Raw genomic sequence first — 23,889 nt, 5'->3', positions numbered from 1 at the left:
CCGCTTGATGTCCGTGGTCACGGGCTCGTCCGTGTCGCCGCGTTGGACGATTCCGTCGAGGGCGACGCCCGCCTGTTGGTCGAGCTTCACCTGCTGGAGTTGAACCACGATGCCAATGAGGGTGTCGCGGTTCGCGTCGGTGAGCACCTCAATGGGTCCTCCCTTGAGCAATAGGTCCACGCCCCGAACTTGACGGGGAGGCGTTCCTCGCTTCTTGTACAGATTGGAGTACAGATTGGTCGCAGCATTCTCCGAGATTCCCTCGAACGAGCCCAGAAAGGCGATTGCCTCCTCGGGTTTCATCGGTTCAAGCGTTCGAGCCAGCTGCAGCATGCCGCGGGCGATCTTCCCGGCCCAACCGGGAGCGTCTGTGGGTGGACTGACAACCATCTTCTTCACGGTCTTGTGACCTTGGTACTCCCGGCTGTCGAACGCCGTTTCCTTGAACGCGGAATTGACATCGTAGCCTTTCCCAGTGACCCAGTCCACGATCTCCCGGCGCTCATGGCTCCCGAGGGCCCACACCCGCTTGTCGAACACGTGGATGTGGTAGCCGCGGCCGCCGGAGAACACGAGGCGCATGTGGTCCTCGGCGAATCCAAAGTCCGCCTTGAGGAAGTCGTCATAGAGCTTGATGATCCTCTGACGGATCGCCTCGAGCATCTCCGCGTACGTCATGGACTTCGCGTTGGGGAGGTGGTCTGCGTCGAGGTCGAAGATGAGGTCGGCCCCGAGCCAGCCCTTCTCCTCCATCGTCTTCGCGTTCGGCTTTTCGTAGTATGCGGACGAGTAATAGGCGTGTGCCGGCGCTTTCGAGACGAGGAAATCGTTGAGCTCCTGTTCCAGCGCGAACCCCTCGTGGCGAATGACCATCGTGCTGTTGAAGAACATGAACCCGAACTCGCGGCGCCCGAATCGGTCGGGCAGGATCCGCTTCGTCGAGGCGTAGTAGCTCCGGAACTGGGACCGCAGCCAGTGGGCCGTGGCCTCCTTCGCCGGGTCCGCCTCCGCCACCACCATGACCATCGTGCGAACGCGGCGGCCCCCTTAAGGGTTCCTCGGAGGCCCGCGAATCGGGGTCGTCACCGAACGCGGAAATACCGGGCCCGGCCTCCCTCGCTCCGTGACGAGCCGCGCGGCGGCCTGGCTCGAAAGCGTGGTTCTCTTCCTCGCGCTGTACGCGGGGGTTCCCTGGGTCGGTCTCGCCTTGGATGCACGCCTGCACTGGCCGCCGATCCCGGACCTTGGACGCGTCGTGGGAATCGCGCCCCTAGCCCTGGGCGCCGGCGGGAGCGCGTGGTGCTTCCTCCTCTTCGTGCGGACGGGTGGGGGGACGCCCAACCCGCTCGTTCCGCCGCGGAGGCTCGTGACCCAAGGCCCGTTTGCCTGGACGCGCAATCCCATCATCCTCTCCCACGCTCTGGCCTCTCTCGGCGTGGCGCTCCTGGTCGCGTCGCCGGCCGCGGTGGTCCTCGTCCTCCTCCTCGGCGTGCCGGTCCAATTCATCGTCCGAATCGAGGAGCGAACCCTGGAACGCCGGTACGGGGACGCGTACCGGCGGTACCGGGACGCGGTCCCGCGATGGATCCCCCGGCGGCCCCGTCAGAGGCGGTAGGAGATGCTCGCGGACGCGGAGCTCCCGGGCGGGAGGGGCTGCTGGAGTTCCCGGAGGCGAACGATCTCGAGGGGCACATCCTGGAGCAGCCGGCCGAGGCCGTCCACGTGCCCGTCGCCCACGACGGCGACGACCTCCCCCTTGGCCGCATGGAGGGCGCGGAGCGCGTCGGCCATGTGCCGGTCTCGCTCGTCGATGAGCACGCGCTTGACCGTGGGCAGCTCCTTGGCGAATTGCTCGAGGTACCCGCGCTCGTCCTCGTAGAAGCGGTCGAGCTCGGCCTCCACCCGCTTCCGCCGGACGAAGAGACCGCTCAGGGCAAAGACGACGAGCCGCACGCGCTCGGGGAAGGACATGGACTGCCACGCCCGGGTCAACGTGATGCGGGAGTCCTGGTCGATCAGGGCGACCTCGGACCCGACCTCGCGAGCGACCTTCGCGGCCGCGACCATCTCATCGCCGACGTGGACACCATACTGCTCCGCGATCCGGGACTGGAACTGCGCGAGCAGGCTGAACACGGAGGGGCGCGGCGTCCGTGGCGTGCGGTTCATCAGGTAGGCGAATCGCGCCGGGTCGAGTTCGAGGGCGACGACCTTCGGGGCGCGCCGCTGGATCGCCCTCCGGATGGACGCCTCCAGGTCGAACACATGGCCGACGCCGAGAAGGGTGATCACCGAAGCGGACACCAGCGTTCCATGGACCTTAACCTTTTGCGGACAAACGTCGACGCGGCCATCTGTCCTCTCGCCGCCGGCGCGGGAGGGGGACCGCCTTGCGACCCCGAACAGGTCGCCGGATCGGTCCTCCACGGCGTCTCTGAAGGGGCGAGACCGGATCCTCCGGAATCGGTCTCGCGGAGGATTTCGAGACAGGGTGACGGCGAGCTGCAGTCATTCGATCACCGTGACGTTCGCTCCCGCACCACACGCCCGTACATCCGCACAATCTCGTCCGCCCGGACGCGGCCGTCGTGAACGGTGCGCTGCTGCGTGCGGATGTGATGGACCACGGCCCGCGCCCGTCCGAGATCGACGATGTCCCCGACCTCGAACTCCTCGTCGGGGCTCGCGAGGACGTCGTGGGGCACGGTCCGGTTCCCCATGTTCACACTGAACTTGACCCGGACCCGGTCCGTCCGCTTGGCCCACAACGTCGTCACCTCCTTGGCGCGCGCGCCGTCCAGGCGCCGTCCCTTCACCTCGATCGCGGTCACCTTGAGCCGCGTGTCGCCGAGCTCGAGCTCCTGACCGAGTTCGATCTCCTCGTCCGGCGCGAACTCGAGCGATGTGCGTTCCGAGGACTCCAGGAAGCTGATCACGAGGGGCACCTGGATGGGCCTGGGCTCCCGCGTCACCACGGACCGGACCTGTCCGCACTGGGAGCACTTCACGACGCCCTCGAAGACCACCTCGTCCTTGCCTGTGACCTTGCCGCGCAGCACGCGGTGTGGGGTGTCCCCGCACGTGTCACAGTGAAGAACGAGGGCGCTCGGCGCCGCCATCGCTCGCGAAAAGCGAACCGTGGGCCAAAAGGATTGCGCCCCGGCGAGGGCTCACTCGATCTTCGCCTTCCAACCGCAAGGACTCGTGAGGCGGCCGAAGGACCGCTTGACAGGCCCGCCGCACCGGGGGCAGCGCATCGCCCGGACAAACTTCTCTATCCAGGCGTCTCGGATCTCGGGCAAGTCGGCGCGCTGGGCCTCCTCGAGGATCCCGCGGAGCTCGGGCGTCGTCGCGAGCGCCTGCCACGACGCGAACGCGATCTTCTTCAGGGGCCGCTGCCGCTTCGATGGAATCCGCATCACGAGGGGCGCCGCCGCGAACCCGAAGGCCATCGCGATCACATGGGCCAGCCAGGCGATGCCCGAAAGGGGACCGAACAAGCGACCCACAAATCCGAGGACGGTCTCGAGGAGGAGGAAGGCGATGACCACGTCGATGACCCGGAACGTCGGGAGTCCGGGAAGCGGGAAGAAGAGCGTGAGCCGGTCCCGCGGATACAGGCGACCGTAGGCGCCGAACACGGCGGAGATGCTCGCGGACGCGCCGACGAGGCTGATGGATTGGGAGAAGTAGATCAGCAGGAAGCCCGCGCCGCCGACGATGCCTCCGACGAAGTAGAGCACGCCGAACCGAAGCGAGCCGATCCGGTCTTCGAACGGAGGCGCGATGAGCATCAGGGCGAGGATGTTGAACAGGAGGTGGCTAATGCCGAAGTGGAGGAACTGGTAGGTCACGTACGTCCACGGCGGGGAGAAGAGTCCGAACGGCGCCGCGACGTGGAAGAGCGCAAGGTCGTCGAGGATCGCGCTCTCCGACACGACCTCCAGGCCGAACACGACCACGCAAGCCACGGTGATCGTGAACGTGAGGAGGGCCTTCCTCCAGAACGAGTAAAGGATCGCCGCGACGATGACCGCCACCGCGACGTAGGAGAGCGGATCGGAGACGCCTCCGAAGGCCACGGGGCGCGCATCCCCCACCTGGGCTTAAGCCTGCGCGGGCGGCTCAGAAGGACTTGTCGATGATCTGCGCGATGCGCTCCGCGGCGTGCCCGTCCCCGAAGCTCTTCGACTTCGTGCCCGTGGGATTGAAGTGCTCGATCGCGTGGAGGATGTCCTCGGGCTCCGTGCCCACGAGCGCGTTCCAGCCGTCCTCCACGGTCTCGATCCACTCCGTCTCGTCGCGGACCGTGATGCAGGGAATCCCGAAGAAGTACGCCTCCTTCTGGACGCCGCCGCTGTCCGTGACGACCTTCCCCGCCTCGATGAGCAAGCCGAGGAAGTCCAGGTAGTCCACGGGCGGCAGGATTCTGACCTTCGCGGCGAGTTCGTCCCACAGCCCGAACGCCTGCAGGTTCTTCTTGGTCCGCGGGTGCACGGGGAAGACGACCGTGCGGCCGCACCCGGCCAAGGCCTCCACGATCCCCGCCAACGTGTCCCGGTTGTCCGCGTTCGAGGGGCGGTGGATCGTGACGAGGATGTAGTCGCCCGGGGTGAGTCCGAGGCGCTTCGCCGCGCCGCGGGCCCTCGCGGGCTGCGCCATCTGGAGCGCCACGTCGTACATCACATCGCCGACCAGATGGACGCCGCGGGTGACACCCTCCCGCCCGAGGTTGTCGACGGCGGTCTGCGTGGGGCAGAAGATCAGGGTGGACAGGTGATCCGTGACCACGCGGTTGACCTCCTCGGGCATCGTGCGGTTGTAGGACCGCAGACCGCCCTCCACGTGGCCCAGGGGGAGGCCGGACTTGGCCGCGGTCAGAGCGCCCGCGATGGTCGAGTTCGTGTCCCCGTACACGAGGACGAAATCGGGCTTCTCCTTGACGAGGACCTCCTCGAGCCGCTTCATCATCTCTGCGGTCTGCCACGCGTGGCTCCCCGAGCCGACCTCGAGGTTGTAGTCCGGCGCAGGGATCTCGAGGACCTGGAAGAACACGTCGCTCATGTTCTCGTCGTAGTGCTGGCCCGTGTGGATGAGCACCTCTTCGTTGTGCTCGCGGATCTCTCGGCTCACGGGGGCCGCCTTGATGAACTGCGGCCTCGCCCCGACCACGCTGGCGACCTTCACGACGCCGCGGACCGACCGCATGGGATAAGAAGATTCTGTCACCCTCGGGGACCGCGCACAACGCGCACCGAGACAGACGCAAGGACGCGGCATCGGGCGGTGCCGATGACGTTATGCGGACGACTGCGTTCCCGCGCGCGATGCAGCGGCAAAAGCCGGCGCACCTGCGGCGGGGTGCCACAATCGCGGTCGTCAGCCCGGCGAGCTTCGCGGAGCCCTTCGGCCTGGGCCAGGGCGTCTCGTACCTGCGAAAGAAGGGATACAAGGTCGTCCTCGGCGAGTGCACGCGGCGGCTCACGCGACAAGGCATGGTCTCCGCGACGGACGCGATGCGGGCCAAGGAACTCATGGATGTGTTCCGCGACGACAAGGTGGACGCCGTGATCTGCTCCCGCGGCGGCTACGGCACGATGCGCATCCTTCCGCTCCTGGACTTCGACGTGGTCCGCGACCATCCGAAGATCTTCATGGGCTATTCGGACATCACGACGCTTCACGTGACCTTCCACCAGAAGGCCGGCCTCGTGACGATTCACGGACCCGGCGTGGAGTCCGTGGGAGCCGACGAGCCCGACGCGGAGAAGGGCAAGCCCGACCCGACGAACCTGGACAAGGCGCTCAAGCTCCTGTCGTCCACGGAACCCTGGGGCGAGATCCGGAATCCGCCCGAGGGGATGCTCCTCCGCACGATCAGGGGCGGCAAGGCGAGCGGCCTCACGATCGGCGGGAACCTGTCCATGATGACGCACACCCTCGGCTCCCCGTTCGAAGTCGACACGAAGGGCCGCATCCTGTTCTTCGAGGACGTCCACATCTCGGAGTACTACGTGGAATACGAGCTGACCGCGTTCGAGCTCGCGGGCAAGCTGCGGGAGCCCGCGGGCATCGCGGTGGGCCAGTTCTCCAAGTTCGCGAAGCGCGAAGAGGCCCAGCCGAGCCTGGAGGAGGTGCTCGCGGACCATCTGCATCGGGCGAGCGCGCCGTCGTTCACCGGCCTCTGCGTCGGCCACGGAAAGTGGAACCATCCGTTGCCCGTCGGTGTTCGGGCCACGGTGGACGCCGACCGGCCGAGCCTGACGATCACGGAGTCCGCGCTCGACTGAGCCCGCGCCTCCGTCGGAACGGTCGTTGCTGAAACCTTTATCAAGAGAGCCCGGCATGCGCGCGCCCGTGCGAGCCGCGGTGGTCGGGCTGGGCTACGTCGGCGTGCCCGTGGCCGCCGCCGTCGCCGCGACCGGCGTGCACGTCGTCGGCGTGGACATCGATCCGAAGAAGATCCACGCGATCAACCGCGGTCGGAATCCGTTGCGAGGGCGGGAACCCGGACTCTCGGAACTCGTGAAGGCCCAGGTCGCGGCCAAGCGACTCGAGGCCACCACGGACTACGCCGCGCTCCGCAGCGCGGACGTGGTCGTCGTGGCCGTGGAGACGCCGATCGACCCCGTGAGCCACGACCCCGTCTACCGCGCCCTGAAGGCCGCGATCGCGGGGATCGGGCCCCACCTGAAGGCGGGCGCCTTGGTGTCCATCGAGTCCACGCTCTCGCCCGGCACCATGAAGAAGGTCGTCCGCCCTGCCCTTGAGCGCGCGTCGGGCAAGCAGGTGGGGCGGGATCTGCACCTGGTCCACTGCCCCGAGCGCCTCACCGCCGGGAAACTCCTGCACAACCTGACGGCCCTACCCCGGGTGCTCGGCGTATCGGATCCGAGGGGGGCACGGAAGGCCCGAGCGTTCTATGCACGGTTCGTCCAGGGAGAGCTGCACGAGACGGACTGGACCACGGCGGAGGTCGCGAAGACCGCCGAGAACGCATACTGGGACGTCCAGATCGCCTTCGCGAACGAGGTCGCGCTGATCTCCGAGGAGCTCGGCGTGGACGCATACCGCGTGCGGGAACTGGTCAACACGTGCCCGTATCGGGCCATGCTCTTCCCGGGGACCGGCGTGGGCGGGCATTGCATCCCCAAAGACCCCTGGCTCCTCGTCCAGCCCGCGATCAATACGAAGCCCGAACTGATCCCGATCGCGCGATCCGTGAACGACTACATGCCACGCCGCATGGTCCAGCTCGTGGACGAGGCCCTCGTGGCCTCGGGCCGTCGCTTGAAGGGGGCGCGGGTCGCGGTCCTCGGCTTCGCGTACCGCGAGGACACGGACGACGCGCGGAACTCCCCTGCGATCCCGATCATCCGAGACCTCCGCCGCCGCGGGGCCGATGTGGTCATCCACGATCCCTACGCGCGCACGGAGCATGGCTTCACGATCCTCCGGGACCTCGAGGCGACCGTGCGGAAGGCGGACGCCGTCGCGATCGTCACGGCACACACCGCGTACCGGAAGCTGGACCTGAAGCGGCTCGGCCGCCTGCTGCGACGGCGGGTCCTCGTGGACGGACGCAACGTGTTCCGCGGGCCCGAGGTCATCCAGGCGGGGTTCGTGTACCGCGGCATCGGAAAGGGCGAGTTCTAGGAGGCCGCGGCGGCCTTGCGTCGCGCCGCCCGACCCAGGGCGACGGCCCTTCGCAGCCGGTGGGAGAGCATGGCGGCCTCGACGACCCGGAGCGTCTCGATCGCATCCTGGCCCGTGACGAGCGGGGCCCGGTGCGCCTTCGCGGCAGCCAGGAAGTCGACGAGCTCCCGGCGGAGGGGCTCCTCCTTGCGGACGTGGATGCGCCGCACGTGGTTCTCCAGGGGGATCTGGTACAGGTTGAAGGAGTCCAGCTCCCCAAGCGTGCTCGAGCTCACGGTCACGCTCTGGTCCGTGTAGTCCACCTCGACGAAGCTCTTCTGGCACGTGAGGGCGAGGTGCCGCACCTTGGTCGGCGTGAGCCAGTTCACCTCGAGGAAGCCGTGGACGCCGTCCTCGAAGCGGAGGAGGATGTTCGCGTGGTCCTCGAAGCGCTCGTGGAGGCGACGGCCCGAGAGGGCGAACACATCCCGCACGGGCGAGTCGACCAGGTACCGCATCACGTCGATGTCGTGCACCCCGAGGTCCAGGATCACGCCGATGTCGCGGACCCGGGTCGGGAAGGAGCTCACGCGGCGCGCGGAGACCGTGATCAGGTTGCCGTAGTCGCCCGCCTCGAGCTGACGCTTCACGAGGGCGATTGCGGGGTTGTGCCGCTCCACGTGGCCGACCGCGAGGGTCACGCCCGCGCGGTCCGCGGCCTCGACGATCTTCTTCGCGGCGGCGACCGTGGGCGCGAGGGGCTTCTCGACGAGCAGGTTAACGCCCGCGCGGATCGTGTCCAGGGCGATCTTCGCATGGAGGCCCGTGGGCACGCAGATGCTCACGGCGTCGACGTCCTCCTTGAGCAGGCTGCGGTAGTCGGGGAAGTAGTTCCGGACGGGGAGGCGCTCCAGGAGCGCGCCGCCCGCTTTCACGTCGGGGTCCGCGATCCCCATGAGGTCCGCGATCTCCGCGTAGACCCGAGCGTGGTTCTGGCCCATGGAGCCCACGCCGATCACGCCGACCTTCATGGCCACGTCCGCGCGTATCCGTGGCCGGGATATAAACGCGCGGCCGGAGACGCTCCGAGCGAAGGCTTCATATCGCGCCGCGTGTTCGTCACGCCGAAGGCCCTGTCACCATGGCCGTCGACCCCGTGTGCGAGAAGCCAATCAACCCGCACAACGCGTACTGGATGATCTGGTACAAGGGCACGCCGTACTATTTCTGCTCCGAGGAGTGCCAGCTCGCGTTCGACCGCAAGCCGGAGCACTACCGCGAACTCACCCTCGAGCGTCGCCAGAAGGAAGCCGTGTACTAGGCCGGATTGCGACAATGCCGCCTGGGCATCCGGGCGGTCCTCACTCGTAGCTGCGCAGGGCCTCCGCCGGAGGCATCCGGGCGGCGCGGATGGCGGGGCTCGCCGTGGCGACGACCGCCCCGATGAACGCGATCACGCTGAGCAGGAGGATGCGCTCCCACGGGACCGCGTACGAGCCGAGGTCCGCGAAGAACTTCAGGTAGATGTCGTAGGACAGGGCGACCCCGAGGACGTCCCCGATGACGATGCCCGTCCCGGAGATGAATCCGAGTTCCAGGAGGAAGGACCGGAGGATCATGGACTTGCGGAACCCCAGGGCCCGCAGCGCGCCCGTCTCCGTCCGACGTTCGACCACGTTCCGCATGGTGATTACCCCGAGGCCCGCAATGCCGACGATCAAGCCCAGGGCGAGGTACGCCTCCAGGAGGTTGAACACGCCGCTGATCACGTCCGTGATCTGGCTGATCAGGGAATGGAGATCGAACGCGATCATCTGGTACGGGAGGAACGTGCGCTCGAACTCGTGGGCCACCGCCCCCGTGTCCACCCCCGCCTTCACCTTCACGTAGAAGATGCTCGGATAGTTCACGGGGTGGATCAGGCCGCCGGGAAGCGGCACGGCGAACCCCGAGGCGACCACGTTCCAGCCCACGAAGAGGCCGGGCACGAACTGCTCGTACAGGATGCCGATGATCCGAACGTGGTCGGGGGAGCCCGTGGCGTTCCGGAAGTACAGGGTGTCCCCGACCTTTGCGGAGTACGTGAAGAACCCGCCGCCCCCGAACCCGGCGGCGGCCCCGCCCGGGACGACGCTCCCGTCCGCGATCGCGACGTGGGGGTCCGTCTCCAGGGCGGACCAGGCCTGCTGGGCGGAGGTGTAGTTCGGGTCTAGGGCCTGCAGCTCAAGCGGGATCGAGGCCGCGACCCATTCGGACGGGACGCCGAGGAGGCTCGTGTTGTGGAGGGCACCGCCATCGGATGCGTTGAAGGACGTCCGGATCCGCGCCCAGGAGAGACCGTGGACCTCGGAGACGTTCTGCGGCAGGGTGGAGACGTTGTACAGGGACCAGAAGTTGTCCTTGGGGATCGCGGGGTTCGTCTGGGCGATCAGGTCGTACCCGCCGCTCTGGCGGATCACCGTGGTCGTGATGCTCGTCCCGACGATCGTCTGGATGCCGGACATCGTGGCGATCGTGAACATGATCAGGGCGATCGTCGCGAGGGTCGTGCCCGTCCGGAACTTCTTGTTCATCGGGTACGCGACCGCCGTGCGGACCACGGGGCGCCACGTGCGGCCGCGTCCGATGCGGGACGCGAACCACAGGAGCACCTCGCTGTTGAACATGACCAGGAGGAGGGCGCCGAAGATCATCAGGAGGCCCGCGGCCACGAACACGGAGATGTCCGCGCCCGTCGGGGAGATCGGCTTGTACGGGTACAGGAGCCAGACCAGGAGGAAGATCCCCGCCGCGGAGAAGGCGACCCGCGGCGACACGACGTTCCGGAGGAGGATCGCCAGGCCGATGGCCAGGCTCGAGGGACCGAGGTCCTGGTAGAGGACGTCCTGCCGCCGGAAGGCTTCGAACGTCGCGAAGGCCCCGGCCAGGGTCAGGAGGACACCCAGGGCGAGCTGCGGCCGGGTCGAGCGGTGCTCCACGGGCTCCGGGATGTCCCGGATCGCCCGGACGATGTTCAGCTTGGAGACCCTCCACGAGGCCAGGAGGATCGTGCCCATCGTGATCAGGAAGCCGATGGCGAAGCCGCGGATCAGGTCGAGCGGCGTCCACGTGAGGATGAACGTCACGCCGCCGAAGAGCCGCGCCGGGAAGACGAGCGTGAAGGCCCAGAGGATGACGCCCGCCAAGAGGAGGCCGACCAGTGTGCCCACCGCAGCGGACAGGAGCGCGTACGCGAGGCCCTCGGCGACGAAGCTCTGCACGAGATGGGAGCGCCGCATCCCGAGCGCGCGGGAGACGCCCATCTCGCCCTTGCGCTCCTCCGCGAGCATGACGAAGATGTTGATGATCAGCAGGACGCCCGCAACGATCGTGAAGGAACCGAGAAGCAGGAAGATCTGGCTCAACTGCTGAACGTTCTGTCCCGCCTGGTCCGCCTGGTCCGATTTCACGTTGGAGATCGTCAAGCCCACGCCCGCGGGAAGGCGAGGGGTCAACTGGGCATCCACCTCCCCGGTCTTCAGGTAGCCCTGGGTCGGACCCCCGACGTTGGCGACGGTGATCACGTTGATCTTGCCCGGCTGCTGCAGCGCGGCCTGCACGGTCGCGAGGGGGACGAAGAGGTTCGGATTCCCGTTGTAGGCGCCGCGGCCCGAGTCGAGGACGACCGCGTCGACCGTGAGCGGGAGCGGACGTCCCGACGATCCCGCAAAGACGAGGAGCGTGTCGCCAACCTTGGCCTCCGTGTCGTTCACGAAGGCTTGGTTCACGATGACCTGCGTCGCCGTGATGCCGGACCCATCCCAGGACGAGCCGTCCGGTCGGACGAAGCTCCCGAGGTCGTACGCGGCGCTGAACCCGATCAGCCCCGCGCTCGGCTCCAGGAGCTGCGTGTTGTTGTCGAAGGCGCTCGCGGTGACCTGGTACCGCGGCGCGAGGCCCGCGACCGCGGGCATGGAGCGATTGTCGAGGGCGGCATGGAGGCTGTCGAACGCGCTCGCGTTGAACGGCAGGCGGCTCCCGTCCGTGGCGGGCAGGTAGATGACCTCGTCGATGTAGTCAAGGGAGTGGAAGACGGAGCTTCGGATCGTGAAATCGAAGGTCGACTGGATCACGTACGAGGAGGAGATGATCGCCGTGCCCACGAGGAGCCCCGCGACGACGATGGCCACCTGCGTCTTCCGGCGGAAGAAGTTGCCCATGCCGATCCGGAGCGGGAAGCGCTTCCGGCCGGTCCAGACCAGGAGGACGAGGACCACGAGGGCCACGAGGACGGTCAGTGCGACGACGGGGTCCAGGGCCATGGCGTTCACATGCCGGCGGGCTTGAAGGATTTCAGGATCTGGCCGTTCCGCATGAGGATCACGCGCTCCGTCGAGTTGCCGACCGTAGCGTCGTGGGTGACGATGATGAACGTCAGCCGCTTCTCCCTGTGCAAGCGCTTCATCACGTCGAGGACGTCGCGCGTGGTCTCCGAGTCCAGGTTCCCCGTGGGCTCGTCCCCGAAGACGATGTCGGGCTCGTTGACAAGGGCGCGGGCGATGGACACGCGCTGCTGCTGACCGCCGCTCAGCTCCGCGGGCTTCTTGTTCGCCTCGTCGTGGAGCCCGACGGCCTCGAGGGCGGCGAGCGCCTTCTTGCGGGACCCTTTGGGATCGTCGCCCCGCACGAGGAGCGGCAGCTCCACGTTCTCCACGGACTTCAACACGGGCAGGAGGTTGTAGTTCTGGAAGATGAAGCCCATCTTCATCGCGCGGAAGTCGGTCTTCTCATTGTCGCCCATCTTGGAGAGCCGGTGCCCGGCGACCCAGACCTCCCCGCCATTGAACTCGTCAATCCCGGAGAGGCAGTTCAGGAGCGTGGTCTTGCCGCAGCCGGACGGCCCCATGACCGCGACCATCTCGCCCTTGCGGACGTCGAGGTCCACCCCGCGGAGGGCGCGGACCTCGATCTCGCCGCTGTCGTAGATCTTCGTGAGCTTGCGGGCGACGACGATCCGGTCGTCCTTCGGGGCCGAGACCCCGTTCGATCCGTTCTCCGGCACTACTTCGGTCGCCATGGCGTTCCCTCGGGCACACCGAAGCGTCTGGACGGCGGGGCTGTATATGAGTCTGTTGCCGGATTTCCCTGACCTTACGTCGACGCGTGGGGCTTCACGCCGCGCACGAGGGCCCGGGAGAGACCTGCGCGATAGGCACCCTTGCGCTCGGTGCGGATGCGGTCGAACCCGGCCCTCCGCATCAGGGCGACGTACTCGGCCCGGGTCACCGCGCCCGCCTCGCAGGCGGCCCACCGTTCCGTGTCCTGCTGCATCTTGGACGGAAGCTCGCGGTCCGCGACCACGTCGGAGACCACGATCCGGCCCCCGGGCTTCAGCACGCGGAACGCTTCGCGGAACACCTGGGCCTTGTCCGGGGACAGGTTGATCACGCAGTCGGACGCAATCGCGTCCACGGTCCCCGACTCGATGGGCAGATGCTCGATCTCGCCGAGGCGGAACTCCGCATTCGTGCGGCGGAGGGACGCCGCCGCCTCGCGCGCACGAAACACCATTTCGGGCGTGGCGTCCACGCCGATGGCCTGACCCCGACGCCCCACTTGTTCCGCGGCGAAGAGGACATCGCGCCCGGGTCCGCTCCCGAGGTCCAGGACCACTTCGCCTGCCTCGAGCCCAAGCGCCTCCATGGGATCCCCGACGCCCAGCCGCGGCAAGCCACGGTCGGACTCGGCCATGCGGGCACGTGCCGGGACGTCGGCGGCACCACAACAGGCGCCCGAACTCGACGCGCAGCCGGTATCGGCCGCCGCGGCGTAGTGCGCGCGGACCTTCCGGCGAACTTCGAGCTCACCCATTCCGGGTTTCCCCCGCGCATCCCGGGCACTCGATGCGGCACCACTCTTGGTACTGCGCACCCCGGGTCGTCGCCCGCGCTCGCTCCGCCATCTTCGCCCGCACGATTGCCTCCATGGGTCCGAACATGTTCGGTTCCTGGGCGTTATCGGACGCCCGATACCCAATCGCCGCGGGGGTATATGATAGTATCGTATGCCCAATAATTGGACGTCCAACACCCTTATCTCCCTCTCGCGCCATAGGGGCGCCGATGGAACTCCCAACGGTCGAGTGCTGCCCGCCCCCCGCCTGCTGCGACATGCGCGGCTACCTAAGCTTCTCCATCCTGTTCCTGCTTGGCAAGAAGCCCATGTACGGCTCCCAGATCGCCTCGGAACTCACGAAGCGCCGCTTCGACCGCCCGACGCCGGGCACGATCTACCCCGCCCTGAAGGCCCTCCAGGAGGAAGGGCTGATCAAGCCCCAGGGGAAGGGCGGCACGAAGGTCTACCATCTCACCCGGGACGGCCGCGCGGGCCTCCGGGACGCCGCCCGCTATTTCGTCCAGGCCTACGCGGATGTCGTGGACGACTTCCGCGCGGGTCGGATCTGATCACAGGCGGAAGCCCGCGGCGAGACGGCTCACCCACCATAGGCCCACGGCGGCGAGGGCACCGCAGTAGGCCGCGAGGAGGACGGCCTGCGCGATCACGTCCATTCCGATGGCGAGGGCGCCGATGAGGAGGAGCGTCTGGACGAAGAACCCGCTCATGTACCCCGAGACCACGGCGGCCACGAGGATCGCGAGCATGGACAGGGAGAACGCGGAGGGCTGCACCTTGAGCCGCGTGAGGAGCGCGGTCGAGACGAGCGCGGATGCGACCGCGGCGCCGATGGGGATCGCGAGTTGATTGAGCGGCACGAAACCCGGGGTGGTCTCGACGACGAACACCGCGAAGATGCCCGCGATGATGAGGCCCAGGACCATGAACGAGACCAGGAGACCGCGGAAGTACGGCGCGGGCGAGCGGGCCGCGGTGACCACGATCCAGAGGTTCTCCCGCTCGTAGTAGGACCAGTTCAGCGCGAGCACCGCGACCAGGAAGGTGAGCATCTGGGTCGCCAGGTAGGCGACGGGCGCCTGCTCCGCGGAGGATAGGGACGCGCTCGAGAAGGACACGGGCATGAGGGAGATGATCCCGAAGAGCGCGATGAACACGATGCTCCCGTCCCGCACGATCCGCAGGAGATGGTACCGGGTCATGTAGCTCGTGTCGTTCCCACGGTCCGTCCGCACGGTGATGCCCGTCGTGAGCTTCCCGAACCCCGCGGTCATCCGCCGCTGCTGAGCCATCCGAGCCGCCATGTCGACCTGGCCGAACCCCGCGGAGAGGCTCGGGTGGATCCCGTGGAAGATGTACGTGTCGGAAACCGCGACCCAGAGCCCGACGACCGCCGCGACGGTCACGAGGGCGACCGCGAGGTTCGCGGGGTCCAGGGAGATGCCGACGAGCACGTCGTACCCGAGGGTCCCGAACGCGGTCGTGGGAAGCGGGAGGTCCTGGAGGTGGAGGGGGAAGCCGGGGTACGCGAGGGAGGCGGCGGGAAGGAGCGCGAGGAAGAACAGGACGATCGCCGCGGAGCGCACGTGCCGCTTCGGGTAGCGGACCGTGAACACGACGACGATCTGGATGATCATGAGGACGACGAGCGCGAAGGCGAACAGGCAGAGGACCATGGGAAGCACGGTCACCAGGGGCCGTCCGAAGGAGGCCACGATGCCGAACGCCGCGACGACGGACGCGAGGCCGCCCGCGCCGGACAGGGTGAAGAACTGGAACATCAGGTCCGCGAGGAGGTACTCCCGCGGCCGGATGTCCCCGGTCATGAAGAAGTCGAACTCGGACACGTGGGCCGTGACGCCGCTGAAGACGGAGTACAGGAAGCCAATCGCCAGAATCAGGTTCAGCGGGCCGCTGAGGATGGAGGCCCGCTGGGCCGCCGGCGCGTTCAGGATGCCATGCCCGATCGCGAGGCCGATCGCGTACCCGGACGGGAGGAACAGGAGGATCAGGCCGATGTAGGCGAGGGGGCCGAGCCGCCCCCGGAGCGCGGGGCCGAAGAAGAAACGGATCTTGTACACGAGGAGCGGCCAGACGCGGGACATCCTACCTCCGGCGCGAGAGGAACCCGCGGCGGCGCCGCACCTCGGGCTCCGGGAGACCGGCCTCCTCCGTGAGCTTGAGGAAGATCTCCTCCAGGGAGCCTTGCTCGCCCGCGTGGGCCTGGGACCGGAGGGTCGCCAGGTCCCCCGTGGCCACGTTCCGCCCGCGGTGGATGATCGCGACCCGATTGCAGAGGCGCTCCGCGGTGTCGAGCTGGTGGGTGGACACGAGGACCGTACCGCCCGCCTTGGCCATGGCCACGAGCTGCTCCTTGAGCAGGTGCTGGCCCGCGGGATCGATCCCGATCATGGGCTCGTCCAGGATCAGGAACGAGGGCTTGTGGATCGTGGCCGCGGCGAACGCGAGCTTCGCCTTCATCCCCTTGGAGAGGGAGGCGATCGTGTCGTCCGCCTTCGCGGAGAGGTCGTACATGCGAAGGAGCTCCGCGGTGCGCGGAGCGATCTCGGCCCGCGGCAGGTTCCGCACGCGCGCCACGTAGCCCAGGAACTCCGTGGGTGTGAGGTACTCCGGCAGGGTGGGCGCCTCGGGCATGTAGCCGATCTTGGACTTGTAGGAGATCGGGTCGCGGAGGATGTCCTCCCCGAAGAGGCGGACCTCCCCCGCCTCGGGGCGCAGGAGGCCCACGAGGATCTTGATCGTCGTCGTCTTCCCCGCGCCGTTGGGCCCGATGAGGCCGAAGATCTCCCCGTAGTACGTGGCGAGGTAGAGGCCCTGGAGCGCGGGCTTGTCGTCGTACGACTTCCAGAGGTTTTGGATGTTCAGGACGGGATCGCCGCGGAAGGTCGTGAACGCGGGCTGCGCCATGCGGGTCGTGCCTACCAAGCCGCCGTAGCCTATGAAGGCTGAGGTGTGATTTCGCGAGCTCAGCCGCAGAAGGGGTTCACGCGCTCGTCGTGCATCTCGAGGCAGGCGAGGCCGCAGAACGTGAGGACGCGGCCGCCCTGCCACAGGCCCACGTAGCCGGCGTCGAAGGCGAGCGGCTTCGCACACGTCCGGCACGCCCGTTCGTGGGGGGCGGCCTGGGCCCAGTCGCTGCCGCAACCGGGACAGGACGTCCCGCCCGCGAGGCCCTCGTGGAGGACGACCTCGAGGCACGCATACGAGCATGTGGCCTTCGCGGCATCCTTCGCGATCGCGAGGATCGCGTGGCCGTCGTCCAGGGACGTGCCGCAGACGGCGCACTGGGTGATCGCGAGGACGGAGGCGGCCTTGCGGTCCGCGCCGCACACGGAGCACTCCCGGGACCGCAGGACGTTCGCGAAGTAGACCGCGTCCTCCATGCGGACGCACGACGGGAGCAGGCCGCCTTCAACCCTCGGTGCCTGCAATACGTACCACCGCGGCGGCCTCGGCCAGGTGTAGAAATCAACCTTGTTTAAGGTTGACTTGCACGGGACCCTCGTGGGATTCCTACGGTCTCCGCCCTCAGACGAGCCGCCGGCCGAGGAGGCCGCGGAGCCGGTCTGCCTTCTCCTTCATCCCGGCGCGGTCGTAGAACACGACGGCCTCCGCGAGATCGTCCCGCCAACGGTCCTCGTCCTGGATCGCCCGGCGGAGCTGGGCTTGCGCCTCCCACGCCGCGGCAACGCCCGCCCAGTCCTGCGCCGCCCCGAGGACGTCCTGCGCCTTCGTGAATGTGACGAACGCGAGGTCGAGCCGTCCCGTCTTCCCGTACAGCGAGGCGAGGTTCAGGAACGCCCACCCGCGGCCTTGCAGGGAGACGCGGTCGTTGCGGCGGTGGTACCGTTCCAGCGCGTCCATCAGGAAGGCTTCCGCCCGCGCGGTGTCCTGGCGGTTCGCCGCGTACACGCCCGCGGCGAGGAGGGCCTGCGCGATCACGTCCTCGTCGGCGCTCGCATGGGCGTCGTCCAAGGCCCCGTCCAGGGCCCCCCGGGCCTCGTCCCACCGCGCGAGCTCCATCAGCGCGTTCGCCCGGCGCAGCCGGGCCAGGGCGCGGAGCCGGCGTCCCGTGCGGTCGTCCGCCGCCACGGGGCCCAGGTCATCCAGGAGGCGCGCGTACAGCCCGTCCGCGGTCTCCCATTCGAGCCGCCGCTCGTGGGCCGCGCCCTCCTGGAGGCGGACCGAGAAGTCCCTGGGATCCATCATCGCCACGTCGCCGTGCGCGAGAGAGCCGCCGGCCCCATTTCGCCCTTTGCCCTTCGAACCGGCGCGGCGGAATCAGCGGGGCCGACCCGCCCGCTCCTCGACCAGGTGGAGCAGGGGGAATCCGACCATGAAGATCCCCAGGATCCCGATGGGCCAGATGCTCCACGTGATCGCGTGGGTCGTCGCGACGTCGATGAACGCGAAGAACCCCGCGAGGATGACCCACACGCCGATGGGATACCACCAGAGATGCGGCCTCGCCGGCGGGTACACCATGGGCGGCATGGGCGGGAGCGGCGGGCCTACGGGGGCCCGGGGCGGGGCGCCGGTGACGCTCGGCCTGGGCATCGTGGCCAGGTCCGCACCGCACTTCTCGCAGAACTTCGCATCCTCGTCGTTCCGAGCGCCGCACCGGCTGCAGTACATGCTCCGTTCACCTCAGGTCAATGCTCCCCGTCGTCGAGGCCAGGGTCACCGTGAACTGCATGGTCGCGGTGCCGTACGTCGACGCGTCCGGGGCGTAGAGGAGGGCGTTGGACGCCCCCGTGTACTTGGACGGGTCCGGGTTCACGCTGCCCGTGGTCACCGCGGAGGACACCTGGGCCGCGACCCCGTTCCCGCGCGTGAACGTGAACGTCACCGTGCCCGTGGTCGAGGTGCCCACGATCGCCACGGTGCCCGCGTGGGCCACGGTCTGGGTGATCCCGAGGGACACGCTGCCCGTGGTCGAGCGGCCCTGGAGGGACGCTCCCGCGGCGTACACCGCGTTCGTGGCCGTCAGGTGCACGCTCCCCGTGGTCACGTTCGCGAAGATCCCCGCGCCGGACACGACGACGCCCTCCGGGACGACGACGTCGATGTCCCCCGTCGTGGACGCGAGCCGCATGCCCACGGCCACGCCGGCCGACACGGTCACGACGATGTCGTGGCCGCCCAGGAAGAAGAGCCCCTGCACGCCCTTCGCGGCCACGCTGAACGCGACCTCGTTCCCGTTCGTCGCGTTGGACACGACCACGTCCCCGGGGTAGTGGCTCGAGAAGAGGCCACCCAGGTGGGTCACCTGGGCCTGGAGCAGGTAGCCCGGGTTCGAGGCGAACCCCACGGTCACATGCCCGACGTCGTCCGAGACGGACAGGTCTAGGGAGCTGATCCCCGCCCGCGCCGGGACCGTGTACGTGTCCGTGAACGTGGCCGTGCTCTGCAAGGCGACCGCCACGGGCAGGAGCAGGACCGCGGCGATGAGGAGGACCGCGCCCGCCACGAACGGCCGACGGTCGCGGCGGTCCGCCACGGCGAGGAACTGGAGGATCATGACCCCGCCCACGATGAACGCCGCGGAGAGGATGCCGACGAAGGACCAGGTCACGCGCCCGTTCGCGCCCAGGTCCAGCACGAGCAGGGCGATCGCCACGATCGCGAACACGCCGATCCCGTGCCACCACGTGCGGACCGGCGCGGGGCGGGGCACGACCGCCGCGGGCGGTGCGAACGGGGCCGGGGGGGCGGCCGGCGCCGCCGGGGTCGGGGCCGCGGGCGCGGGCCTCGGAGCCTTGGACAAGTCGAAGCCACAATACTTGCAGAACAGCGCCTCGTCGCTGTTCGTCGTGCCGCACGTCGGGCAGATCACGCGCCCCTGCCTCCGGCACGGCCACTCGGCGGGCGAGGGCTTGAATCTTTTCTCCTTTCGCTTCGCTCACGCGGGCGCCGCGAGGCGCTCCACGGCGGCCACGATCGTCTCCAGGTCCGCGGCGCCCACGCCGGGATGGACGGGGAGCTCGAACAGACGGCCCACGACGTCCTCCGCGACCGGGCAGCGGCTCCGCAGCCGCAACCCCTTCAGGGCGGGCTGCTTGTAGAGGGCCATGGAGTACGAGGCGCGCGAGCCCACGCCCGCCTCCGTCAACCGCTCCACGATCGCATCCCGGCGCAGCCGGAAGGACGGCTCCGCGCGGACGATGTACTGGTAGTACGCGTGGACCATCCAGTTGCCCTCCGCGGGCGGCACGAGACCTGCGATGCCTCCGAGGCCTTTCGTCAGGGCCTTCGCGTTCGCCCGGCGCCGCCGGACCCAGCCCTCCAGCTTGCGCAGCTGGACGAGGCCGATCGCCGCGGCGATCTCGGTCATCCGCAGGTTGTACCCGAGCGTCGCGTGGATGTACTTCGCCGTCTGCCCGTGGTCCCGGAGGAGGCGCGCGCGCTCCGCCACGGCGTCGTCGTCCGTGACGACCATGCCCCCCTCGCCGGTCGTCATGTTCTTCGTCGCGTAGAACGAGAAGCACGCGGAATCGCCGAGGTGGCCCGCCTTGCGGCCCTTGTACTCCGCGCCGTGGGCCTGGCACGCGTCCTCGAGGACGACCGCGCCGTGCTCCCGGGCGACCTCGAGCACGGGGTCCATGTCCACGGTCTGGCCGTACAGGTGGACGGGCATGACCGCCTTCGTCTTGCGCGTGACCTGGGCGGCGAGCTTGGACGGGTCCAGGTTGTACGACGCCCGATCGACGTCCGCGAACACGGGGACGGCGCCCGCCTGGAGGACGGTCGAGGCGGACGCGAAGAACGTGAGGGGCGGGATCACGACCTCGGCGCCCTTGCCGATCTTGTGCGCGAGGAGGGCGACCTGGAGCGCCGCGGTGCCGCTGGCCACGGCGATCCCGTGCTTGCGGCCCAGGTAGGCCGCGAAGGCCTTCTCGAACGCCTCCACCTTGGGGCCTTGGACGAGGCGCCCGGACTCCAGGACCTCCTTGACCGCCGCGAGCTCGTCCTCGCCGAGCTGCGGCCGGGCGATCGGGATCATGCGAAGGCGCGCAACGGGGGAGGGGGCTATGAAGCTTCGCCGCTCACGGCCGGCGGCGGGCGGAACGAGGCTTCGCGGGTCTGGCCCTTCTCGGGCGGAGCTCGGGGTACGTGCGGCCATCGCGGGCGCACCGCATCGCGCGGTCCAGGGGTCGGCCGCACTCGCACACCCAGCCGACCACCTTCGCGGGGACGCCGGCCACGAGGGCGTGGGCCGGGACGTCCTTGGTGACGACGGCTCCGGCCGCCACCATCGCGTGCCGACCGATCGATAGGCCGCACAGAATCGTGGCGTTCGCGCCGATGGAAGCGCCATCCTCGACCTTCGTCGGAATGACCTGCCAATCGCGGCTGACTGCGCGTGGGTACGTGTCGTTCGTAAAGCAGGCGTGGGGGCCGATGAACACGCGGTCACCGACCGTCAGGCCACGGTACAAGGTGGCGAAGTTCTGGATCTTGCAGTCGTCGCCCACGACGACATCCTTGTCGATGTAGACATCCTTGCCTACGTTGCAGCGGGCGCCGATCCGCGCGCCCTCGCGGACCTGGGCCCAGTGCCAGATCGAGGTGCCATCGCCGACGAAGGCTTGCGGGGAGACCTCGGCGGTTGGATGAATCCTGGTGCCCATCGGGCTCGGGATGCGCGGTAGACACACAAGTAACTTTGCGAGCCAAGAGGGGCCTACTTCATGATGCCGATGATGAAGCCGAGAAGGTAGGCGGCGACGCCGACGAAGCTCATCAGAATCAGGACCTCTCGCGGCTCGAGGCGGAACGAGGGCATGTACGCGGTCCGGATCTTCTCTACGTGCATCGATGGCTGTCGTTCGCCATGAGGGTTAAGAAGCTTGTCGCGCCGCTATCGCGGATGATACATCTGCACCACCCGGAGCGTTATCAGAGGGCAGAATATCGTCTATAGGGAAAAATAGGTGCTTGAGGGGATGGGCGAGGCGGTGGTCGAACGCTCCTGAGGTACCTCGTAGCCTCGGCTATCGCCGCGTTCCTGGCCACTTACCTGTTCCTACCGTGGCTCATTAGGAGCCTGCGAGGAACCACGGCCGTGGGGAAGGACCTCAACAAGCCGGACAAGCCTCTCGTGCCCGAGATGGGCGGCCTCGGCGTCATGCTCGGTTTCTACATCGGGGTCACGATACTTGTCGTATTCTCAGACCCCGCCGACGCTCCGGCTAGGCCGTACTTCTACGCCGCGCTGCTCGCCTCCCTCGGAGCAGGAGTCGTGGGCCTCTTGGACGACATGTTCGGGCTGCGGAAGCGGACGAAGGCCCTCCTTCCGTTCATCCTCGCCCTACCGCTAGGTGCAGCGGTTTACCAAACTGGGGATGTCTACCTGCTGGGCCTGAACATTGGGGTCATTATGGTCGTCGCCGTGGCGACTGGGATTACCAGCGCGGCCAATGCAGCGAACATGCTCGAAGGGCTAAACGGACTGGGAACCGGTCTGATGATCATCATGACCACCACGATGATCGCGCTCTCAAGTCTCATAGGGTCGAGCGAGGGCGCCTTTCTTCTGTTCCCGCTTCTGGGCAGTCTGCTTGCGTTCCTCTGGTACAACAGGTTTCCGGCGCGTGTGTTCCCGGGCGATTCGATGACCTTGTTCGCTGGCGCCACTATCGCAGCCGCGGCGATTGTGTCCTCCCCGTCGATGAAGACGCTTGCAGCCCTGCTCTTCCTCCCCATGATTGCCGAATTCGTCCTCAAGGCACGACTTGGGTTTCGAGGAGAGAACTTCGGCAGGCTCGGCTCAGATGGTAAGCTCCATCACGAAGGAAGCGTCGAATCTCTTACTCACATCGTGATGAGACACCGCCCGATGGAAGAGTGGCGGGTAGTTGCGATTCTCTGGAGCGTAGAGGCGATCCTCTGCGCTGCTGTTCTCGTGGTGGTGGCATTCTGGTCCTAACGCGAAGCAAGACGTTCGCCTCATCCGCGCAACAGGGCTCGAACGGCGAGCAGCGGAAAGTGTTGCGTGTGTGTCTAGCTGCCACACCTGGCGGGCATCTAGCAGAACTCGAAACGCTCATCAGCGCGTACGATCGCTGTGAGAGAGTCTTGGTGACGGTGGCCTCGCCTCATGCCCGATCCACGCTTCTGACGGTGAGGAAGAGGTATGTGAGACGTGTTGCCAGAAACCCCGCAAACCTGGTCCTGAACTTCCTCCAGAGTCTGAGGATAGTTCTTCAAGAAAGACCAGACGTCGTAGTCAGCACTGGTGCTGGTGACGTGTTCTCGATCTTGATGCTCGCGGCTTGCTTGGGAATCCCAGTTGTCTTTATGGAGAGCCTGGCGCGGGTCAGTGGTCCCTCTCTCACTGGCCGAATCATACGACACTGGTGTGATCTCACCATCGTTCCCTGGCCATCCCTTCGGGCGGCGTATCCGCACGCCATAGTCGTAACTCCGCCGATGCGGGGGGATGGTGCGAGGAGCCGTCCACCGACCAATCCCTCCATCATCGTCCTGACAGGCACCAGTGAGAGAGGATTCAATCGGCTTCTTCGGGAATTGGACTGTCTTATTGAACAAGACAAGCTATCGCCTCGCGTCTTCGCACAAATCGGCGATTCGACATATCGCCCGCGAAACTACAGATCCGAGCGCTACATTCCTCATGATCAGTTACTCCAACAGATTCGGAATTGTGACCTCGTGATTACGCACGATGGAGCCGGCAGTATCGGCGACGCACTGCGTGCAGGGAAGCCAACGATCGTGGTCCCGCGGAGGTCCGATATCGGCGAGCTGATCTACCACAGTGATCTGGAGCTGGCGAATCATCTCGCCTCCCTCGGTTGGATCTTCGTCGCAGACAATCCTGCCGATATTCCATCAGCCGTCGATCGAGCAGGTCTGAATCGCCCAAGCGCGTTGAACCTTGCTGGCGCTGAGGAATCTCAGGTGATTGCAGAGTTTCTTGACCGGCTTACTAGTCAGAAGAATCAGAATGCACCGCCCGCCTGAGAACAGGCACACCTTGGTTGCACCGGGTGGAGTCACGCTCCTCATCCATCGCTGCACGTCAAACGGATTCTAGATTCCATTGCGATCGCAGCTCGCAGAGACACCGGATCACGGAATCCCCGAAAGCCAGCATGACCTCGTCGGTCCGATTTCGTTAACATGAAACCTTCTCATCGAGCGCCTCCTCGGGGCTCCAATAAATCTGGATCCGGGCACGAGCTGCACGACCGAGCCACCAAAGCTCCCCAAGCTCCCTCAATCAACTTGGGCGTTGAAGCTGTTTGTAGACGTCGACAATCCGAGGACCTAGCTCGCTCCAGGAGTAGGGTCGTACCGTCTCCAACATGGCGCCCA

The 23,889-nt window shown here is 67.4% G+C and carries 25 protein-coding genes; 7 read left to right on the top strand and 18 right to left on the bottom strand.

The window, feature by feature from the left end:
• Window positions 1–1,026, bottom strand: a 1,026-nt coding sequence (priS, locus tag VEY12_03035) for a DNA primase catalytic subunit PriS (protein ID HYM39108.1), incomplete at its 3' end; no start/stop codon positions are given.
• Between the two features lie 97 nt (window positions 1,027–1,123).
• On the opposite strand from priS, the gene VEY12_03030 reads away from it, so the two are divergent.
• Complete coding sequence (locus VEY12_03030; GenBank protein ID HYM39107.1) at window positions 1,124–1,615, top strand: isoprenylcysteine carboxylmethyltransferase family protein; 492 nt, start codon at window positions 1,124–1,126, stop codon at window positions 1,613–1,615.
• Here the strand turns inward: VEY12_03030 and VEY12_03025 are convergent.
• From VEY12_03025 to wecB, 4 genes are all read right to left on the bottom strand, one after another.
• A complete protein-coding gene (locus tag VEY12_03025) occupies window positions 1,603–2,292 on the bottom strand; it encodes a TraB/GumN family protein (GenBank protein ID HYM39106.1) in 690 nt (229 codons plus the stop codon). The two genes, VEY12_03030 and VEY12_03025, sit on opposite strands and share 13 nt — an antisense overlap.
• Before the next feature lie 224 nt (window positions 2,293–2,516).
• Window positions 2,517–3,119 carry an HVO_0476 family zinc finger protein gene (locus VEY12_03020; protein ID HYM39105.1) on the bottom strand — a complete coding sequence of 201 codons (603 nt, stop codon included), beginning with the start codon at window positions 3,117–3,119 and terminating at the stop codon, window positions 2,517–2,519.
• A 51-nt stretch (window positions 3,120–3,170) separates the two neighbouring features.
• Window positions 3,171–4,082: a rhomboid family intramembrane serine protease gene (locus VEY12_03015; GenBank protein HYM39104.1), complete on the bottom strand. Its 912-nt coding sequence runs from the start codon at window positions 4,080–4,082 to the stop codon at window positions 3,171–3,173.
• Window positions 4,083–4,125: 43 nt separating this feature from the next.
• Window positions 4,126–5,187 (bottom strand): UDP-N-acetylglucosamine 2-epimerase (non-hydrolyzing), encoded by a 1,062-nt coding sequence (gene wecB / locus VEY12_03010; GenBank protein ID HYM39103.1) that lies wholly within the window; start codon window positions 5,185–5,187, stop codon window positions 4,126–4,128.
• 140 nt (window positions 5,188–5,327) lie between these two features.
• Between wecB and VEY12_03005 the strand changes: the two genes are divergently transcribed.
• Window positions 5,328–6,290 (top strand): LD-carboxypeptidase, encoded by a 963-nt coding sequence (locus VEY12_03005; GenBank protein HYM39102.1) that lies wholly within the window; start codon window positions 5,328–5,330, stop codon window positions 6,288–6,290.
• Window positions 6,291–6,345: 55 nt separating this feature from the next.
• Window positions 6,346–7,656, top strand: coding sequence for a nucleotide sugar dehydrogenase (locus VEY12_03000; protein ID HYM39101.1), 1,311 nt, complete (start codon window positions 6,346–6,348; stop codon window positions 7,654–7,656).
• Here the strand turns inward: VEY12_03000 and VEY12_02995 are convergent.
• Window positions 7,653–8,666, bottom strand: a complete 1,014-nt coding sequence (locus VEY12_02995; protein HYM39100.1) for a Gfo/Idh/MocA family oxidoreductase — start codon at window positions 8,664–8,666, stop codon at window positions 7,653–7,655. The two genes, VEY12_03000 and VEY12_02995, sit on opposite strands and share 4 nt — an antisense overlap.
• Window positions 8,667–8,776: 110 nt before the next feature.
• Here VEY12_02995 and VEY12_02990 point away from each other — a divergent pair, with 110 nt between their 5' ends.
• Window positions 8,777–8,956 carry a YHS domain-containing protein gene (locus VEY12_02990; protein ID HYM39099.1) on the top strand — a complete coding sequence of 60 codons (180 nt, stop codon included), beginning with the start codon at window positions 8,777–8,779 and terminating at the stop codon, window positions 8,954–8,956.
• Between the two features lie 40 nt (window positions 8,957–8,996).
• Here the strand turns inward: VEY12_02990 and VEY12_02985 are convergent, their stop codons facing one another.
• The 3 genes from VEY12_02985 to VEY12_02975 form a co-directional block, all read right to left on the bottom strand.
• Entirely contained in the window at window positions 8,997–11,936 is a 2,940-nt protein-coding gene (locus VEY12_02985; protein HYM39098.1) for an FtsX-like permease family protein, read from the bottom strand.
• A gap of 5 nt (window positions 11,937–11,941) precedes the next feature.
• The gene (locus VEY12_02980; protein ID HYM39097.1) at window positions 11,942–12,691 is read right to left on the bottom strand and encodes an ABC transporter ATP-binding protein; all 750 of its coding nucleotides are present in this window, start codon (window positions 12,689–12,691) and stop codon (window positions 11,942–11,944) included.
• 74 nt (window positions 12,692–12,765) lie between these two features.
• The gene (locus VEY12_02975; protein HYM39096.1) at window positions 12,766–13,365 is read right to left on the bottom strand and encodes a methyltransferase domain-containing protein; all 600 of its coding nucleotides are present in this window, start codon (window positions 13,363–13,365) and stop codon (window positions 12,766–12,768) included.
• Window positions 13,366–13,736: 371 nt separating this feature from the next.
• Here VEY12_02975 and VEY12_02970 point away from each other — a divergent pair, with 371 nt between their 5' ends.
• Complete coding sequence (locus tag VEY12_02970; protein HYM39095.1) at window positions 13,737–14,078, top strand: PadR family transcriptional regulator; 342 nt, start codon at window positions 13,737–13,739, stop codon at window positions 14,076–14,078.
• Here the strand turns inward: VEY12_02970 and VEY12_02965 are convergent, their stop codons facing one another.
• The 9 genes from VEY12_02965 to VEY12_02925 form a co-directional block, all read right to left on the bottom strand.
• Entirely contained in the window at window positions 14,079–15,632 is a 1,554-nt protein-coding gene (locus VEY12_02965; GenBank protein HYM39094.1) for a hypothetical protein, read from the bottom strand.
• Window position 15,633: 1 nt separating this feature from the next.
• Complete coding sequence (locus tag VEY12_02960) at window positions 15,634–16,455, bottom strand: ABC transporter ATP-binding protein (GenBank protein ID HYM39093.1); 822 nt, start codon at window positions 16,453–16,455, stop codon at window positions 15,634–15,636.
• 59 nt (window positions 16,456–16,514) lie between these two features.
• Window positions 16,515–16,931, bottom strand: a complete 417-nt coding sequence (locus VEY12_02955; GenBank protein HYM39092.1) for a hypothetical protein — start codon at window positions 16,929–16,931, stop codon at window positions 16,515–16,517.
• 145 nt (window positions 16,932–17,076) lie between these two features.
• Window positions 17,077–17,757: a hypothetical protein gene (locus VEY12_02950; protein HYM39091.1), complete on the bottom strand. Its 681-nt coding sequence runs from the start codon at window positions 17,755–17,757 to the stop codon at window positions 17,077–17,079.
• A 72-nt stretch (window positions 17,758–17,829) separates the two neighbouring features.
• Window positions 17,830–18,183 (bottom strand): zinc-ribbon domain-containing protein, encoded by a 354-nt coding sequence (locus tag VEY12_02945; protein HYM39090.1) that lies wholly within the window; start codon window positions 18,181–18,183, stop codon window positions 17,830–17,832.
• 7 nt (window positions 18,184–18,190) lie between these two features.
• Window positions 18,191–19,384, bottom strand: a complete 1,194-nt coding sequence (locus tag VEY12_02940) for a zinc ribbon domain-containing protein (protein ID HYM39089.1) — start codon at window positions 19,382–19,384, stop codon at window positions 18,191–18,193.
• A gap of 66 nt (window positions 19,385–19,450) precedes the next feature.
• Entirely contained in the window at window positions 19,451–20,551 is a 1,101-nt protein-coding gene (locus VEY12_02935; protein ID HYM39088.1) for a DegT/DnrJ/EryC1/StrS family aminotransferase, read from the bottom strand.
• A 43-nt stretch (window positions 20,552–20,594) separates the two neighbouring features.
• Window positions 20,595–21,179 (bottom strand): acyltransferase, encoded by a 585-nt coding sequence (locus tag VEY12_02930; protein HYM39087.1) that lies wholly within the window; start codon window positions 21,177–21,179, stop codon window positions 20,595–20,597.
• Window positions 21,180–21,232: 53 nt separating this feature from the next.
• Complete coding sequence (locus VEY12_02925; protein HYM39086.1) at window positions 21,233–21,364, bottom strand: hypothetical protein; 132 nt, start codon at window positions 21,362–21,364, stop codon at window positions 21,233–21,235.
• Window positions 21,365–21,613: 249 nt separating this feature from the next.
• Here VEY12_02925 and VEY12_02920 point away from each other — a divergent pair, with 249 nt between their 5' ends.
• Both VEY12_02920 and VEY12_02915 read left to right on the top strand, forming a co-directional pair.
• Window positions 21,614–22,477, top strand: a complete 864-nt coding sequence (locus VEY12_02920) for a UDP-N-acetylglucosamine--dolichyl-phosphate N-acetylglucosaminephosphotransferase (GenBank protein HYM39085.1) — start codon at window positions 21,614–21,616, stop codon at window positions 22,475–22,477.
• 335 nt (window positions 22,478–22,812) lie between these two features.
• A complete protein-coding gene (locus tag VEY12_02915) occupies window positions 22,813–23,535 on the top strand; it encodes a glycosyltransferase (protein HYM39084.1) in 723 nt (240 codons plus the stop codon).
• Window positions 23,536–23,889 lie beyond the last annotated feature (354 nt).

This window comes from Thermoplasmata archaeon (genome assembly GCA_035632695.1).
Classification (GTDB): Archaea; Thermoplasmatota; Thermoplasmata; order RBG-16-68-12; family RBG-16-68-12; genus RBG-16-68-12.
Note: the sequence above shows the minus strand (reverse complement) of the source record. Positions and strands in the feature narration are given on the sequence as shown.